Consider the following 16,924-nt stretch of genomic DNA (forward strand, 5'->3'; position numbering starts at 1 on the left):
AAATGATGCGCGTGCGTCCCGCAATCATGGCCGACCTGGACCGACTGGTCGATCTGGCATCAAGTGCATCAAAGGGGCTAACCACCCTGCCCGCCAATCGCGATATCCTTGAAGCCCGCATTGCCGATTCCATCATTGCCTTTGAAAGCGACGTTGAAGGCCCCGGCGGGGAAAGCTATTTCATGGTGCTTGAAGATACCGAAAACGGCAAAGTTGCCGGCACCTGCGCCATTTATGCCGGGGTGGGCCTTTCCAAGGCCTTCTATAACTATAAAATCCTTAAAATCACCCAATATTCGCACGAACTTAACGTCACCTCGACCTCGCACCTTTTGAACCTTGCCAACGATTATCAGGGCGCAACCGAGGTCGGAACGCTTTATCTGGACCCGGAATATCGCAAGGATGGCAACGGGCAGCTTCTGGCGCGTTCCCGCTATTTGCTGATGGGGTGCTTTGCCACGCGCTTTTCCGAAATCGTGATGGCCGAAATGCGCGGCTGGCAGGACAAGGACGGTAAATCGCCCCTGTGGGAAGCATTGGGATCGCATTTCTTCCAGCTTCCTTTCCCCGAGGCGGATTATATTTCAGGCATTGGCAATAACCAGTTCATCGCCGATCTGATGCCGAAATTCCCCATCTATGTCGAATTGCTACCCAAGGCAGCACAGGAAGTTATCGGTAAAACCCACGATGAAACGCGCCCGGCTTTGAACCTTCTGAAAAAGGAAGGTTTCCGGTTTTCCAATGCGGTTGATGTGTTTGATGGTGGCCCCTGTGTTGATGTCCGTCTGGAGGATATCCGCACCATTCGCCATTCGCGCCTTGCAACCGTGCGCAAACTGGTGGACCGCAACAAATCCATGAGCCGCCATCTTGCCTGCACCATCGCACTAAAGGGTTTTCAGTCAAGCTGGCTGCACATGCTGCCAATCAACCGTGACAGCGTTGATCTGGACATCGCCGAAGCCGAACGCCTTGGCATCAAGGCAGGCGACCAGATCCGCTACGTCACGGATTAAGCTTCGCTGTTTCATCGCTGATACATCGCATTTTCGCCCGCCCTGCCGTTTTACGCAGGTTTCGGGCACCAAACAGGAAAGGACGCGCAATGTCCGACAAAATGCATTCCGGCCTTTTTATTGCCGGCACCTGGGCCAGCGCCAATGGCCCGGCTTTTTCATCGCTTAACCCGGCAACGGGTAAACCCGTTTGGCAGGGCAATGCCGCAAACAGCAACGATATTGATAATGCCGTTGCCGCCGCACGCGCTGCCTTTGGCGCATGGTCGGCCCTTGCCGTTTCCGAACGCATCGAAATTCTGGAACGGTTTGCAAACCTGCTGGTGGATTATAAAGACACCATTGCACGCGCAATCAGCGATGAAACCGGCAAACCCCATTGGGAAGCCCTGACCGAAGCCAGCGCCATGGCGGGCAAAATTGCCATTTCCATTCGCGCCTATCATGAACGCACCGGCACCAAAAATGGCGATGCACCGGGTGGCGGCCGGGCTGTATTGCGCCATAAACCGCACGGTGTTGTAGCCGTATTTGGCCCTTATAATTTCCCCGGCCACCTGCCAAACGGGCATATCGTCCCGGCCCTGCTGGCGGGCAATTGCGTGGTTTTTAAACCATCCGAACTGACCCCGCTGGTGGCCGAAGAAACCGTAAAGCTCTGGCAGCGTGCCGGGTTGCCTGCCGGTGTTTTAAACCTGACCCAGGGCGAACGCGAAACCGGCATTGCCCTTGCCAACCATGCAGGCATTGACGGGCTGTTCTTTACCGGCAGTGCTGCCACCGGTCGCCATCTTTCACGTGCCTTTGCCGAACAGCCGCAAAAAATTCTGGCCCTTGAACTGGGTGGCAATAACCCGCTGGTGATTTGGGATGCAAGCAATCTGGGGGCGGTTGCCCATCACGCCGTAATGTCGGCCTTTATCACGGCGGGCCAACGCTGCACCTGTGCGCGCCGCCTGATCATTCCATCAGGCGCGGCTGGCGATCAAACGCTTGATGCCATTCTGGCACTGACCGACCGCTTGATTGTCGCGGCCCCCAGCCATAATCCCGAACCTTTCATGGGGCCGGTTATTTCCAATGCGGCGGCGACCAACCTTATGAATGCACAGGACAGCCTGATTGAAAAGGGTGCCATCGCCCTTCGTGCCATGACACGCCCCGATCAGAACCTGCCCTTCCTGACGCCGGGTATTATTGATGTCACCCATGCCACCGAACGGGGCGATGATGAACTTTTCGGTCCGTTATTGCAGGTCATCCGGGTGGATGATTTTGACGCCGCGATGATTGAAGCCAACAATACCCGCTTTGGCCTTGCGGCAGGTTTGCTATCGGATGATGCCCGGTTGTGGCAACGGTTCCTGCGCGAAAGCCGCGCTGGCATTGTGAACTGGAACCGCCAGCTAACCGGTGCCTCAAGTGCCGCGCCCTTTGGCGGCATTGGCGAAAGCGGAAATCACCGCCCATCGGCCTATTACGCGGCGGATTATTGCGCCTGGCCGGTGGCATCGCTTGAAACCGAAACATTATCCGCGCCCGATACCCTGCCAAACGGAGTCCGCCCATGACCACGTCACACAACGCCAACACACCGTTTGCCATTGAAGCCAATTTTGACGGGCTGGTCGGGCCGACCCACAATTATGCAGGCCTCAGCTTTGGCAATGTTGCCTCGACCAGCAATGCCACCGCCATTTCCAACCCGAAATCAGCCGCCCTGCAGGGCCTGACGAAAATGAAGGCCCTGCATGATATGGGCTTTGTCCAGGGGGTCTTGCCGCCACACGAACGCCCGCACGTCAAAACCCTGCGCGATGTGTTTGGCTTTACCGGGTCTGATGGCGAAATCCTTGCCAAAGCCTGGCAGATCAACCCCAATTATGTTCTGGCCAGTTCATCGGCATCGCCAATGTGGACGGCCAATGCGGGCACGGTATCACCCAGCGGCGATACCGCCGATGGCAAGGTGCATTTCACCCCGGCAAACCTATGTGCCATGTTCCACCGTTCCATCGAACACGAAGTCACCGGCCGCGCCCTTGCCGCGACATTTGCCAATGAAAAACATTTCACCCATCACCCTGCCCTGCCGGGTGTTGCGCATTTTGGCGATGAAGGTGCCGCCAACCACACCCGTTTCTGCGGGGATTACGGCCATCGCGGGGTGGAATTTTTTGTTTATGGGCGACATGCCTTTGGCAATAACCACCTGCAACCCACACGCTTCCCTGCCCGCCAGACATTTGAGGCCAGCAGCGCCATTGCCCGCTTCCATGGTCTAAGTGACGATCATGTGGTTTATGCCCAACAAAACCCGGACCTGATCGATGCTGGCGTTTTCCATAATGATGTGATTGCCGTGGGCAATGCCAATGTGATGTTTCACTATGAAAACGCCTTTGCCAATACGCCGGATGTCATCGGCGAAATTCGCCGGAAAATGGATGGCATAGCCGATTTCACCGCCATCGAAGTCCCGCAAAGCCGCGTATCCGTCGATGATGTGATCAAAAGCTATCTGTTTAACTCTCAGCTTTTGCGCCTGCCCGAAAATGGCGACATGATGCTGATCCTGCCGATTGAGGCCGAAGAAACCATCCCGGTACGCGATTACCTTTATGACCTGATTGGCAAGGGTAATACGCCAATCAAACAGGTGAAATTCTTTGATTTGCGCCAAAGCATGCGTAATGGCGGCGGCCCGGCCTGCCTGCGCCTGCGCGTGGCCCTGACCGAAGCCGAACTGGCCGCCACCAACCCCAAAAGCCTGCTGGATGATACCGGTTTTACAAAGCTTGCCGCCTGGGTTGAAAAACACTATCGCGACCGCCTAAGCGCCGATGATTTCTGTGACCCGCAGCTCCTGTCCGAAGTCCGCACCGCCCTTGATGACCTGACCCAACTGCTTGATCTTGGCCCGATCTATGATTTTCAGCGGTAATTGAGCATACGGCAATGCCCCGCCGCATACCCTGCCGGGGGATGGCATGGCTTCAAAATTTAATGCCGTCGGGGGCATGGCACTATGACCGGGAAGAATAAAACGCCACCCTATCCGGGAGACCTGCCATGTCGACCCTTTACGACACCGAACGCCTGAAAAAGGCGGATTCTGCCAGCATTTTGCATCCGGCCACCGTGGTTGCCGATGTTGCCGAAAAAGGCCCGCGCATCATTGCCGAGGGCAAGGGATGCTTCATTACCGACACCGAAGGCAAAAGCCAGCTTGATGCCGTTGGCGGGCTGTGGTGCATGAATATCGGCTATGGCCGCCCGGAAATTGGCGATGCCATGAAAAAGGCATCCGACCAGCTTGGCTATTTCCATACCTTTGCCGGCAGCTCAAACCCGGCGCAAATCCAGTTGGCCGAACGGCTGGTTGCCAAGATGCCCGACCACATCAACAAGGTGTTTTTTGGCAGCTCCGGGTCGGATGCCAATGACAGCCTGATGAAGATCGTGTGGTATTATAACGGTCTTCGCGGGAAGCCGGAAAAACGCAAAATCATTTCGCGCCGCCAGGCCTATCACGGCACCACCATTGCCTCGGCCAGCCTCACCGGCCTTGCATCCTTCCACCGCAATTTTGGCCTGCCAATTGCCGAGGTCAAACACACATCCCTGCCGCATTACTACCGCGAAGCCAAACCGGGCGAAAGCGAACTGGACTTTTCCAACCGCCTTGCCCGCGAACTCGAAGACCTCATCATCGCGGAAGGCCCGGAAACGGTTGGTGCCTTCATTGCCGAGCCAATCATGGGTGCTGGTGGCGTGATCACCCCGCCAGAAGGTTATTTCAGCGCGGTGCAGAAGGTTCTTAAAAAGCACGACATTCTGTTTATCTGCGATGAAGTGGTATGTGGCTTTGGCCGCCTGGGTGACTGGTTCGGGCATCGCGTTTATGACATTCGCCCCGATATGGTCGCGACGGCCAAGGGTATTACCAGCGGTTATTTCCCGCTTTCTGCTGCCTTCATCAGTGATGAAATCTGGAATGTGCTGCGCGACGGGTCGGCAACACTGGGTGCCTTTGCGCATGGCTTTACCTATTCCGGCCATCCGGTCGGCTGTGCGGCGGCCATGGCCAACCTCGATATTCTGCAAAATGAAAACCTGATCGGCAATGCCGCCGATGTGGGCGCCTATCTGCATACCTCGCTTCGCGAGGCACTGGGGGATCACGCCCATATTGGTGAAATTCGCGGGCATGGCCTGATTGGGGCCATCCAGCTTATGGCAGACCGCGACACCAAAACCGGGTTCGACCTGAAACACAAAATCGCTGCGCGCTGTGTCGCCGCGATTGGCGAACTGGGTGTAATTTACCGCCCGCTTCCCACTGCAGATAGCCTGGCATTCTCGCCGCCCCTGTGCCTGACCCGGAACGAAGCCGACCAGATGGTTGATGCCCTGCGCAAGGGTCTTGACCAGGTAATTGGCGGACTTAACAGCGAAGAACGCAAGGGCCTTGCTGCCTGATTGCCGCTGAATACCACCGAACGCCAGTGCCGGCGAAGAATTGACCGTGTCTCCCGATGGATGGGGTGCCACCTGTTATGCGCTCCTTATGCGCTCTTTACGCACCCTGTCCATCACTCCAACAGCCTGCCCCGGTTTGCTTTTTGCAACCGGGGTTCTTTTTTTCCGTATCAATCCTCGCTACAATGCGCCGCACCTCACGAGATTGGGCACAATGATAAAAATCGACGCGATCAACCTTAAAATCCTGCGCGCCTTGCAAGCCAATGCCAAGCTGACCAATCTTGCCCTGTCAAAGCTGGTGGGGTTAAGCCCCAGCCCCTGCCTGGACCGGGTCAAGAAGCTGGAAAAGGAAAAGGTGATCAAACGCTATCGCGCGGTCATCAACATTGAAAAACTGTGCCCGCATGTGCGCGTCTTTGCCGAGGTTACCCTCGAAGGCAAAGGGGTGGATGATTATAAAAAATTCGCCGAAGCCATCCGTGAGATTCCCGAAGTCGTTGCCGGCTACCGCATTTCCGGCCCGTACGACTATATGCTGTGCCTGGTCTGCCGGGATGTGCAGCACTACCATTCCCTGTCAGAAGACATGATTCACGGTAATCTGGGCATCACCAAATTCATTGGTCACGTCGCCCTTGCCCAGACCAAAGCCTTCAAGGGATTCCCGGTTTAATTTCCTGAAATGACAATCACCTACCGCATTCGGGCCGTTTAATTGCACAAATTAAAACTGGAATTCGCCATAGAGACAACAAATTTACTGTGAATTCTCAAATGGCACTTGCATCGGAACGCATTCCGTATTACCCGGTTTGTAGAAGTGAAATTAATTCAATAACACTTTAATTGTGTTATTTACCGTCAGGAAAGACAATGCAGCCTAATCTGACCCATCTCCGCCAGTTAGAGGCAGAGAGCATTCATATCATCCGCGAGGTGGCCGCTTCCTTTGAACGCCCGGTGATGCTTTATTCCATCGGCAAGGATTCATCGGTTTTGCTGCACCTGGCCCGCAAGGCATTTTACCCGGCACCGCCACCCTTTCCCCTGATGCATGTCGACACGACATGGAAGTTCCGCGAAATGATTGCGTTTCGCGACCGGGTGGCAAAGGAATATGGCTTCGAGCTGATTGTTCACATCAATGAAGAAGGTGTGAAACAGGGTGTCGGCCCGTTCACGCATGGCTCCAGCCTGCATACCGACATCATGAAAACCCAGTCCCTGAAACAGGCGCTCAACAAATACAAGTTTGACGCGGCCTTTGGTGGTGCCCGGCGCGACGAGGAAAAGGCACGTGCCAAGGAACGTGTTTTCTCTTTCCGGACCGAAACCCACCGCTGGGACCCGAAAAACCAGCGCCCTGAATTGTGGGATATTTACAATTCCCGCATCAACAAGGGCGAAAGCATCCGTGCCTTCCCGATCTCGAACTGGACGGAGCTTGATATCTGGCAATATATCTATCTGGAACAGATTCCCATCGTTCCGCTTTATTATGCGGCCAAACGCCCGATCGTTGAACGCGATGGCACCCTGATCATGGTCGATGATGACCGTATGCCGCTGCGCGATGGCGAAGTGCCGGAAATGAAGTCGGTCCGCTTCCGTACCCTTGGCTGCTATCCGCTGACAGGTGCTGTCGAGTCCGAAGCCGCAACCCTGCCCGAAATCATTCAGGAAATGCTGCTGACCCGATCCAGCGAACGTCAGGGTCGCATGATCGACCATGACGAAGCCGGTTCAATGGAAAAGAAAAAGCAGGAAGGCTACTTCTAATGGCACACAAGTCTGATCTGATTGCCGATGACATTCTGGGCTATCTCAAGGCCCAGGAAGAAAAAAGCCTGCTGCGTTTCATCACCTGCGGCAGTGTCGACGATGGCAAAAGCACCCTGATTGGCCGCCTGCTGTGGGATTCCAAGCTGATTTTCGAAGACCAGCTTGCCGCGCTTGAGGTCGATTCCCGCAAGGTTGGCACCCAGAATGGCGAAATTGATTTCGCCCTGCTGCTTGATGGTTTGCAGGCCGAACGCGAACAGGGCATCACCATCGATGTTGCCTATCGCTTTTTCTCGACCGACAAGCGCAAATTCATCGTTGCCGATACGCCGGGCCACGAACAATATACCCGCAATATGGCAACCGGCGCCTCGACCGCCGATGTTGCCATCATCCTGATCGATGCGCGCAAGGGCATTCTGACGCAAACCCGTCGTCACAGCTTCATTACATCCCTTCTGGGTATTCGCAATGTGGTGCTGGCGGTGAACAAAATGGACCTGGTTGATTATGACCAGGCCACGTTTGATCGTATCGTTGCCGAGTATCAGGAATTCGCCAAACAGCTGAATTACAAATCCATTCAGGCAATTCCGATTTCCGCCCTGCGTGGCGATAACATCATTGAAGCCAGCCCCAATACCCCCTGGTATGATGGCCCCACCCTGCTCGCCCACCTTGAAACGGTCGAAGTGGAACAGGAAGCGATTGAAAAACCCTTCCGCCTGCCCGTTCAGTGGGTAAACCGCCCCAATCTGGATTTCCGTGGTTTTTCCGGCACGGTGTCGTCGGGCGTGGTCAAACCGGGTGATGCGATTATCGTGTCGTCATCGGGCCAGACCAGCAAGGTCAAGGAAATCGTCACCTTTGATGGCAATCTGGACCAGGCCATTGCCGGACAGGCCATTACCCTGACGCTGGAAGACGAAATCGATATTTCCCGTGGGGATGTTCTGGCTGCCGCCGATGCCCGCACCGATTATGCCGACCAGTTTGAAGCCAAAATCATCTGGATGCATGAAGACCAGATGCTGCCGGGTCGCCCCTATCTGATCAAAATGGGTGGGCAGATTTCAGGCGCACAGATCAGCACCCTGAAATACAAGGTCAACGTCAATACACTGGAACATATGGCGGGTAAAACGCTGGAACTGAACGAAGTTGGCATTGCCAACATCGCCGCAGACCGCGCCCTTGCCTTTGATCCCTACGACGATAACCGCCATACCGGCCGCTTCATCATCATTGACCGCTATACCAACGCCACCGTTGGGGCGGGCATGATCAACCATTCCCTGCGCCGTGCGACCAATATCAAATGGCAGGAAATGGACATCAACAAACAGGCACGTGCCACCCAGAAGGGACAGAAATCGGCTGTTCTGTGGTTTACGGGCCTGTCAGGTGCGGGCAAATCTACCATTGCCAACCTGGTTGAAAAGAAACTCAACGCCCTTGGCAAACATACCTACAGCCTTGATGGCGACAATGTCCGTCACGGCCTGAACAAGGACCTTGGCTTTACCGATGCCGACCGGGTGGAAAATATCCGCCGCGTCGGTGAAACGGCAAAGCTGTTTGTTGATGCGGGCCTGATCACGCTGGTTTCCTTTATTTCACCGTTCAAAAGCGAACGCCAGATGGCGCGCAACCTGCTTGAAGACGGCGAATTCATCGAAGTCTTCATCAATACCCCGCTGGCGGTGTGTGAAGAACGCGACGTAAAGGGCCTATATAAAAAGGCACGCGAAGGCAAAATCGCCAATTTCACCGGGATCGACAGCCCCTATGAGGCCCCCGAAAACCCGGAAATCACGGTCAACACCTCGGATCAATCCGCCGAGGACGCCGCTGAAATGGTTGTCAGCAAACTCGAGGAATTCGGCATCCTTGCCGCCTGGTTCCCTGAAATCTGACCAAGACGCAACCTGCTTGCAAAAACACCCGGCAATGAATTTTGCCGGGTGTTTTTATATCGCGCTTAATAAATATATTATTTGAAACATTTTGATGCGCACTTTCATGTCCTCTAAGCACACGCAACAATCAGCACATGACTTTCTGGAACCATTGTGATGCTGCCTCCGACTTATTCAAAAAATAAAACAAGCCAACAACACCAACAATAGTGAAAGTAAAAATTTCAAAGTCAAATATCGCAAAAATGCAGACAACAGCAATCACGATTAAAAAGACTATCCACATCACAGCCCTCTATATTTACTTTTAAAATATAGTCACCTCGGCAAAAGAAGTATCGGCCAATTTCTCTATTGTTGTTTCGACCTGTTCCCAATCGCAAGCGCCTGATCGAGCATGGGTTGGCAGCGGGTGATATCAAGCCGCAGGCTGGTTTTGCGTGCATCGGCAAACAGGCTGCGCAGGGCATCATCGGCTACCGGTTCGGCCAATGCGCCAAATTCGTTTTGCAAAAAGGCGTGATACTGCGCGGGCAAGGGCTCGCCATAGCTTTTGCGGTTAAATAGATACAATTCCGCCAGTTTGAAGTTCTGTTCCATATTGCGATACAGGATGGTCTGGTAATTGGCCTGCAATTCCACCTCGCCATAGCGGTTCACAAAAATGATCGGGAACATCACCGCAAGTTCAGGCAGGTAACGGTTTGGGTAAACCTTTCCGCCCCAATATGCTTCGGCCAGCAGGGCGTATTTCGTGTAATCGCGAATGGCATAAAAGCCCGATTTCGCCCATGGCAGGATTTCCACCTGTGGCTTGCTGGGATTGACCGTATCATTGGCAACGTCGACATAAAGGCTGCCAAACTGATAGGCATTCTGGAAATAGCTGTTGCGCAGATTGCCCCATATACGCTTTGCCACCCCACCCCGCATGCAAAATTCGCGCAGGGCCTGCATTGCCGGTGTTGTCGGATTATTGATCTGGGCCTGCAGCAGGTTTTGCACACCCTTGCTGATTTCCAGGCAGTAGCCCTTGGGATATGTCCGGCGCGGGTTTTGCGTTACTTCGGGTGAATTGCGATAGGCATTGTCAAAGGCCGTGCGCAATTGCTGCAAATCGGCATAAAGGGCATCAAGATGGGGCAACAGCCATGTCTTGGTCAGATTAATCTGTTTTGATGTGATTTCGACGGGGGTTTCCTCGTTGGCACGGGTTGAAATCTGTTCAAGGGTCAGTCCGCCAGACATCGGGAAACCTTTTATTTAATCTTTCAAAACATTTCCCAACCATACACAGCCTGGCCCGCATGATCATGTGGAAAATGGTGCCAGCGCAACAGCCTGCAACATTATGCAATCCGCACTGCGTTTGCCCGGGCATGACGCAAAAAATTCTTGGTGCAATAAACCGCCATTTTCCGGGTGACGCAGGTCACAAATGGTGCAAACAGGCATTCATCAACCGTGGTTTTTCATTGCATCGGGGGGGCATAACCCCCATGTTCCATCCAAGCCTTTTGGACAGGGTCCAATACCGCAAATTCAGGATCGCACACGAAGCATATTTCATAATGGCCCCACACCCTTCCCGGTTGCAACCGGCACTTTGGCAGGCATCAATGCCTGTTTGATCAGGGTGTTTGGGCCGATGCGATCCATGACGGGCCTGTGATAATGGCCCTGAAATTCCCCGAACGGTAGAACTGGAATTAACGACCATGCCTGTGACGACCTCCGCCCCGGCACCCGAACCAAGCCAGCACCATGATGATATCATCTATCCGGCGCTGATCCCGTTTTCGCTGGTTCATCTCGCCTGCTTTGCCGCGATCTGGACTGGCATCACCTGGCAGGCCGCCATTTTGGGCATTGTGCTTTATGTCGTGCGCATGTTTGGGGTTACAGGCGGGTATCATCGCTATTTTTCCCATCGCGCCTATAGCACCAGCCGGTTTTTCCAGTTTGTTCTGGCCTGCCTTGCCCAAAGCAGCGCCCAGAAAAGCGTGATCTGGTGGGCAGCAAAACACCGCCATCACCACAAATATTCCGACATGGAAAACGATGTGCATTCCCCACGCCATCGCGGTTTTCTTTATAGCCATGTGGGCTGGATCTTTGCCCGCCAGCATGACAAAGCCGACCTTTCCACCGTTGGCGATCTAACCCGTTATCGTGAACTGATGTGGCTGCACAAATTTGAAACCGCCCCGGCAATTGTGCTGGCTGTCGCCTGCTTCCTGTTTGCTGGCTGGTCGGGCCTTGTTGTTGGCTTTTTCTGGAGCACGGTTGCCTGTTACCACGGCACGTTTGGCATCAATTCGCTGGCCCATGTCAGCGGGCGCAAACGCTATGTCACGGGTGATGATTCACGCAATAACTGGTTGCTGGCAATTTTCACCCTGGGCGAAGGCTGGCACAATAACCACCATGCCTATCAAAGCAGCGCACGCCAGGGCTTCCGCTGGTGGGAATATGACCCTACCTATTACATGCTGTGCATCCTGTCCTGGATTGGCTTGGTCCGCGATTTGAAACAGCCGCCCCAGCAGGTTTTACGCAACGAACAGCGCCTGGGCACCAAGGTTATCAACCGTGCTGCCGAACAGCTTGCCGCCCATTTTGACCCGGACCGCATTGCCAAAACCATCAGCGCGACATTGCATGGCCCGGAATTGCAAAAACTGCAGGATGCACTGGAAAATGCGCGCCACCGCACCGGCGATGCCATGGCGGCCTTTCATCTGCCGCACCTGCCCAGCCGCGATGAATTCATGGCAACCGCCCGCCAGATGTTTGCCAAAACCCGCTCGCTTGATGACATTATCGACCGCGCCTATGACTATTTCCTGGCAGCCGTTGGCACCCGGCTTGCTGCCGTTCCCGTCCCGGCAACAGCAGGCATGACGCGTTAAGCCCGGCTTAAACCTGCTTGTTTCCGCCTGTCCGGCATAGGCACCAAAGCCACATAAAATACCCCCGGCAAATATGCTGCCGGGGGTATTTTCATATCCGTCATAACCGAACCGGGCCGTAAAACAACGCCGGTCAGTTTTTCGCCAAAAACCGTTCCAGCCCGTCCATCGCCTGGTGAATACGGTCTTCCGACACCGCATAACAGGCGCGGATAAAGCCCGCACCTTCGGGGCCAAATGCCTCACCCGGTGCAAGGCCAACACCTTCGGAAAGCAAAAGCTGCTTGGCAAATCCAAGCGTGTCACTCACCCCATCAATCCGGAAAAAGGCATAAAAGGCGGCTTCGGCCTCGGGCAGCATGACACGCGGCATGGCAGATAGGCGTTCAACCAGCACTTTGCGCGACCGTGCGTAACGATCGCGCGAACTGGCAACAAATTCCTCGCCATCGCGCAGGGCGACAATCCCGGCCTGCTGCACAAAACCCGCCGGGCAGGACACGTTAAATTCCATCAGCTTTTCAAGCTCGCCCGTGGCGGCAGCCGGTGCCGTGATCCAGCCCAGGCGCCAGCCCGTCATCGCCCATGCCTTGGAAAAACTGTTAATCACCATGATGCGGCTGTCTTCGCGCATAAAAGGCACAAAAGACGGTGCAAAATTCTGCCCGTTATAGACCAGACGGGCGTAAACCTCGTCAGCGACAATCCAGATACCGCGCGCATGGGCAAATTCAACCAGTTTTGCCTGGTCTTCCGCCGGCATCATCCAGCCGGTGGGATTGTTGGGGGTATTTAACAAAATAACTTTGGTTGCCGGGGTGCAGGCATCAAACAGCGATTGCACATCAAGCTGCCAGCCACCACTGGTATCCGCCTGCAATGGCACCGTGCTGACCGAGGCCCCCAATACCTGCGGGATCGCCACAATATTGGGCCAGATCGGCGATGTGGTTACCAGATGGTCGCCCGCCCCCAGCACCGATTGCAACGTCACCATAATCGCATTCAGCCCCGACACCGTGACAATCACATTATCGGGCGCAAGCCCGGTGCCATAAAGGCCGTTCATATAACCTGCCAGTGCTTCTCGCAGCGGGGCGATACCCGCATTGGGCTGATAAAATGTGTCACCGGCGGCAAGCGCATCCATCGCAGCCTTGCGAATAAATTCCGGCGTGGGCTGGTCAGGTTCACCAAACCACAGGGGCACAACATTGTCGCGGCCCATGCCCAAATGCGCGACTTCGCGAATTTGCGATGGCGTAATATCACGCACCACCTTGCGAATACCTTCATGGACAAACGGGCTGCGGGCGGCGAAGTCGGCGGTGCTCATGATGTGTAATCCATTTATGAAAACAGGCTGTTACCCGATATCACCGTGAAACAAGCCACCGCGTCAACCACAGTCCGCACGTGGTTTGAAAAATCCAGCAAGATTGTGAAAAACCAGCAACAGCCCCCTACCGCAGTGCGCATGCCCCCTCAAAAATCAGCAGTAACGTTTCCCACCCCGAACCGGTGTTTAGGATGCCTTTTACAATATCGCGATGCCACCCATTCGATTTGCACATGGGTAAATTGTGCATGCCATGATTGACATTTTTATTTCGGTAAATGAATAATCAACCACACTACTTTTAGTGGACAAATCACCCATACGATCGGACCTGCCCCCATGAATGACATCTCAGCGCGCAAATCCTCTGGCTGGAACCTGTTTTTACCCAAACTGGTCACTGTATTTCGCGAGGGTTATTCGCTGGCTAACCTGCGCCAGGATGCCATTTCGGGCATGACGGTTGCCGTGGTTGCCCTACCGCTTTCGATGGCGCTGGCGATTGCCAGCGGGGCCACGCCCGATAAGGGGCTGATTACGGCAATTATAGCCGGATTTTTCATATCAGCCCTGGGGGGTAGCCGGTTTCAAATTGGCGGGCCGACCGGTGCCTTTGTGGTGGTGGTGTTTAACGTCATTGCCCAATTTGGCTATGACGGCTTGATCATTGCCACCCTGATGGCAGGCATCATGCTGATCATTGCCGGGCTGGCGCGCTTTGGCACCTGGATCAAATATATCCCCGAACCGGTTGTAACAGGTTTTACATCCGGCATTGCCGTAATCATTTTCACCAGCCAGATCAAGGATCTGTTTGGCCTTAAAATGGCGGAAATGCCTGCTGAATTTATCGCCAAGATCGAGGCCCTGTGGCAGGCCCGCGCAACGCTGGACCCGGTCAACCTTGCTATCGCCCTAGGTGCGCTGGCCATTATCATCATCGCCCGGCGCACAGCCCCCAAACTGCCCAGCTTTCTGATCGCGGTTGCCCTGGCATCGCTGGTGGTCGCCATTGGCAATTTGCCCATTGATACCATCGGTTCGCGGTTTGGCGGCATTTCCGCCGATATCAGCCTGCCTACCCTGCCCGTCATTACAACCGCGCGCATTATGGAACTGATGCCCAGCGCCTTTACCATTGCCTTTCTTGCCGGGATCGAAAGCCTGCTTTCCGCCATGGTTGCCGATGGCATGACCGGGCGAAGGCATCGGTCCAACTGTGAACTGGTTGCGCAGGGTGTTGCCAATCTGGCATCCGGGCTGTTTGGCGGGTTACCGGCAACCGGGGCCATTGCGCGTACGGCCACCAATATCCGTTCCGGGGCAAAATCGCCGGTATCGGGCATGTTACATGCTGTTTTCCTGCTGGTTTTCATGCTGCTGTTGGCACCACTTGCCAATTACATCCCGCTGGCCGCCCTTGCCGCCGTCCTTATGGTCGTCGCCTGGAATATGAGCGAGATTGACCGCTTCGCCCGCCTGCTGCGCGGCCCGCTGGGCGACAGGCTGGTTCTGGTGTTGACTTTTGGCCTGACGGTAATGGTTGACCTGACAGTTGCCATTCAGGCCGGTGTGGTGCTGGCGGCCATTTTGTTCATGCATCGCATGTCTGAAAGCGTGATCATTGCGCAAACCCCGACCAATGGTGCCAACACCGCGTTGCCAAACCGGGGCACCGCCAACGGCACACTTATTCGCCAGGACCAGCCCGATGCCCTGTCAGACAACCCGATTGCACGTGATGGCATCCCCGATAATCTTGAAATTTACCGCCTGTCCGGGCCATTATTTTTTGGTGTTGCCAACCGCCTGACCGACGTGATCGACAGTGTCGCCGGATACCCGCGCGACTTTATCCTGTGTATGGATGATGTCCCCATGATTGATGCCAGCGGCGCTTCACGCATTGAACATTTCATCTCCACCTGCAACCGTCACGGCACAAGGCTGTTTCTGGTTGGGTTGCGCCCGCAACCGCAAAAGGTGCTAGCGGGCATGGGCATCCTTGATCAAAGCGCACTTCAGGTTGAAACCGATATTGCCAGCGCCCTGCATAAAATCCGCCCGGCGGCCTGACCGGCCGTTCCCAACGGCAAACGATCCGTCACCAATACCCCAATCCATACCGCGCAGGCCCTGATTGCGCGGTATGGACGCATATGCCTGCTGCCAAAACCATGAATTGCGATAAAACGCTGCTTTGGCGCAGTTTTTTGGAAACCATTCGCCCATTACAGCGTTAACCCTGAATGCAGCCTTCCCGCCAAGGTCGAAAGAACCGCCCATTTTGAACGAGGCAGGCGCGCACCAAAGTCAATAATTGGCAATTCAGGGAACTCTTATGTCAGACAGGGACGTTGTGATTTCCGCGCGCGCGGTCAGCAAACGCTTTGGTACGGGCCCCCATGCGGTCCATGCCCTTGATGATGTTTCGGTTGATATCTTCCAGAACGAATTTTTCACCATGCTGGGCCCGTCAGGCTGCGGCAAAACCACGCTTTTACGCCTGATTGGCGGGTTCGAGCAGGCAAGCGATGGTGAAATCGCCCTTGAAGGTAAGGCGTTAAACGACCTGCCCCCCTTCAAACGGCCGATCAACACGGTGTTTCAGTCCTATGCGCTGTTTCCGCATTTAACCGTGCGTCAGAACATCACCTTTGGGCTGGAAATGCAAAATATGCCCAAGGATGCCGCCAATCGCCGGGCAGATGAAATGCTGGAACTCGTGCGCCTGGCCCAATTTGGCGACCGCCAGCCCAGCCAGCTTTCCGGTGGGCAACAACAGCGCATTGCCCTTGCCCGCGCATTGGCCCCGGCGCCAAAGGTTTTGCTGCTTGATGAACCGCTTTCTGCGCTTGATCTGAAACTTCGCAAGGAAATGCAGATCGAACTGAAACGCCTGCAAACCGAAACCGGCATTACCTTTGTTTTCGTGACCCACGATCAGGAAGAAGCCCTTGCCATGTCAGACCGCATTGCGGTGATGCAGGCGGGTAAAATCCTGCAAATCGGCTCGCCTCGCAAAATATACGAAAACCCGACCCACCGCTTTGTTGCCGATTTCATTGGCGACAGCAATTTTCTGCAGGGCGATATCCTGCCCGATGCCACCACCGGCATCCCGGCCAGCCTTGCCTTGCCGGGTGGTCAGAATGTCAGCCTTGCCGGGGTAATTCAAAATGGGTCCTCGTCCCCCACACCGGCCCCGGCCAGGGCCACCATTGCCATCCGCCCGGAACGCATCATGCTGCAACCACGTACCAACAGCGAAACCGCCCTGCATGGCCGGATTGATGATGTCGTTTATTTTGGCACCGACACCACCTACCATATCAGCCTGGATGACCAAACACGCCTGTTAACCCGCGTGCAAAACCGCGACGGTGCCGCCATGCCCTTTGCGCGCGGCGATCAGGTTGATGTCACGCTGCCAGCCGCCGCCATCCGTATTCTGGTGGACTAGGC

At 55.0% G+C, this 16,924-nt stretch carries 12 protein-coding genes; 10 read left to right on the top strand and 2 right to left on the bottom strand.

Annotated elements, in window-relative coordinates; translation table 11 throughout:
* The first annotated feature begins 2 nt into the window (after positions 1–2).
* The 7 genes from CSC3H3_RS12305 (at position 3) to cysN (ending at position 9,205) form a co-directional block, all read left to right on the top strand.
* Positions 3–1,022 (top strand): arginine N-succinyltransferase, encoded by a 1,020-nt coding sequence (locus CSC3H3_RS12305; RefSeq protein ID WP_101264574.1) that lies wholly within the window; start codon positions 3–5, stop codon positions 1,020–1,022.
* Positions 1,023–1,111: 89 nt separating this feature from the next.
* A complete protein-coding gene (gene astD / locus CSC3H3_RS12310; RefSeq protein WP_101284996.1) occupies positions 1,112–2,593 on the top strand; it encodes a succinylglutamate-semialdehyde dehydrogenase in 1,482 nt (493 codons plus the stop codon).
* On the top strand, positions 2,590–3,966 hold the full coding sequence (astB, locus tag CSC3H3_RS12315) for an N-succinylarginine dihydrolase (RefSeq protein WP_101284997.1): 1,377 nt from the start codon (positions 2,590–2,592) through the stop codon (positions 3,964–3,966). The genes astD and astB overlap by 4 nt, the downstream gene beginning before the upstream one ends.
* 128 nt (positions 3,967–4,094) lie before the next feature.
* Complete coding sequence (locus CSC3H3_RS12320) at positions 4,095–5,504, top strand: aminotransferase (protein ID WP_101284998.1); 1,410 nt, start codon at positions 4,095–4,097, stop codon at positions 5,502–5,504.
* Positions 5,505–5,718: 214 nt separating this feature from the next.
* Entirely contained in the window at positions 5,719–6,180 is a 462-nt protein-coding gene (locus tag CSC3H3_RS12325) for an Lrp/AsnC family transcriptional regulator (protein WP_101264576.1), read from the top strand.
* A gap of 212 nt (positions 6,181–6,392) precedes the next feature.
* On the top strand, positions 6,393–7,286 hold the full coding sequence (gene cysD, locus CSC3H3_RS12330; RefSeq protein ID WP_245881382.1) for a sulfate adenylyltransferase subunit CysD: 894 nt from the start codon (positions 6,393–6,395) through the stop codon (positions 7,284–7,286).
* On the top strand, positions 7,286–9,205 hold the full coding sequence (gene cysN, locus CSC3H3_RS12335) for a sulfate adenylyltransferase subunit CysN (RefSeq protein WP_101284999.1): 1,920 nt from the start codon (positions 7,286–7,288) through the stop codon (positions 9,203–9,205). Before cysD ends, cysN begins: the two co-directional genes overlap by 1 nt.
* Positions 9,206–9,559: 354 nt before the next feature.
* Here cysN and CSC3H3_RS12340 read toward each other — a convergent pair whose 3' ends face one another.
* Positions 9,560–10,456 carry a hypothetical protein gene (locus tag CSC3H3_RS12340; RefSeq protein WP_101285000.1) on the bottom strand — a complete coding sequence of 299 codons (897 nt, stop codon included), beginning with the start codon at positions 10,454–10,456 and terminating at the stop codon, positions 9,560–9,562.
* A gap of 470 nt (positions 10,457–10,926) precedes the next feature.
* Here CSC3H3_RS12340 and CSC3H3_RS12345 point away from each other — a divergent pair, with 470 nt between their 5' ends.
* On the top strand, positions 10,927–12,120 hold the full coding sequence (locus CSC3H3_RS12345) for an acyl-CoA desaturase (RefSeq protein WP_101285001.1): 1,194 nt from the start codon (positions 10,927–10,929) through the stop codon (positions 12,118–12,120).
* A 133-nt stretch (positions 12,121–12,253) separates the two neighbouring features.
* On the opposite strand, the gene CSC3H3_RS12350 is transcribed toward CSC3H3_RS12345, so the two are convergent.
* Positions 12,254–13,456 (bottom strand): pyridoxal phosphate-dependent aminotransferase, encoded by a 1,203-nt coding sequence (locus tag CSC3H3_RS12350; RefSeq protein WP_101285002.1) that lies wholly within the window; start codon positions 13,454–13,456, stop codon positions 12,254–12,256.
* 342 nt (positions 13,457–13,798) lie between these two features.
* Between CSC3H3_RS12350 and CSC3H3_RS12355 the strand changes: the two genes are divergently transcribed.
* A complete protein-coding gene (locus CSC3H3_RS12355; protein WP_101285003.1) occupies positions 13,799–15,535 on the top strand; it encodes a SulP family inorganic anion transporter in 1,737 nt (578 codons plus the stop codon).
* Positions 15,536–15,800: 265 nt separating this feature from the next.
* A complete protein-coding gene (locus tag CSC3H3_RS12360) occupies positions 15,801–16,922 on the top strand; it encodes an ABC transporter ATP-binding protein (protein WP_101285004.1) in 1,122 nt (373 codons plus the stop codon).
* Positions 16,923–16,924 lie beyond the last annotated feature (2 nt).

The organism is Thalassospira marina, assembly GCF_002844375.1.
Lineage (GTDB): Bacteria > Pseudomonadota > Alphaproteobacteria > Rhodospirillales > Thalassospiraceae > Thalassospira > Thalassospira marina.

Bases quoted from the DNA above. Each gene is read 5' to 3' on its own strand.
- CSC3H3_RS12305 (WP_101264574.1), top strand. From the start codon at position 3: ATGATGCGCGTGCGTCCCGCAATCATGGCCGACCTGGACCGACTGGTC.
- astD (WP_101284996.1), top strand. From the start codon at position 1,112: ATGTCCGACAAAATGCATTCCGGCCTTTTTATTGCCGGCACCTGGGCC.
- astB (WP_101284997.1), top strand. From the start codon at position 2,590: ATGACCACGTCACACAACGCCAACACACCGTTTGCCATTGAAGCCAAT.
- CSC3H3_RS12320 (WP_101284998.1), top strand. From the start codon at position 4,095: ATGTCGACCCTTTACGACACCGAACGCCTGAAAAAGGCGGATTCTGCC.
- CSC3H3_RS12325 (WP_101264576.1), top strand. From the start codon at position 5,719: ATGATAAAAATCGACGCGATCAACCTTAAAATCCTGCGCGCCTTGCAA.
- cysN (WP_101284999.1), top strand. From the start codon at position 7,286: ATGGCACACAAGTCTGATCTGATTGCCGATGACATTCTGGGCTATCTC.
- CSC3H3_RS12340 (WP_101285000.1), bottom strand. From the start codon at position 10,456: ATGTCTGGCGGACTGACCCTTGAACAGATTTCAACCCGTGCCAACGAG.
- CSC3H3_RS12345 (WP_101285001.1), top strand. From the start codon at position 10,927: ATGCCTGTGACGACCTCCGCCCCGGCACCCGAACCAAGCCAGCACCAT.
- CSC3H3_RS12350 (WP_101285002.1), bottom strand. From the start codon at position 13,456: ATGAGCACCGCCGACTTCGCCGCCCGCAGCCCGTTTGTCCATGAAGGT.
- CSC3H3_RS12355 (WP_101285003.1), top strand. From the start codon at position 13,799: ATGAATGACATCTCAGCGCGCAAATCCTCTGGCTGGAACCTGTTTTTA.
- CSC3H3_RS12360 (WP_101285004.1), top strand. From the start codon at position 15,801: ATGTCAGACAGGGACGTTGTGATTTCCGCGCGCGCGGTCAGCAAACGC.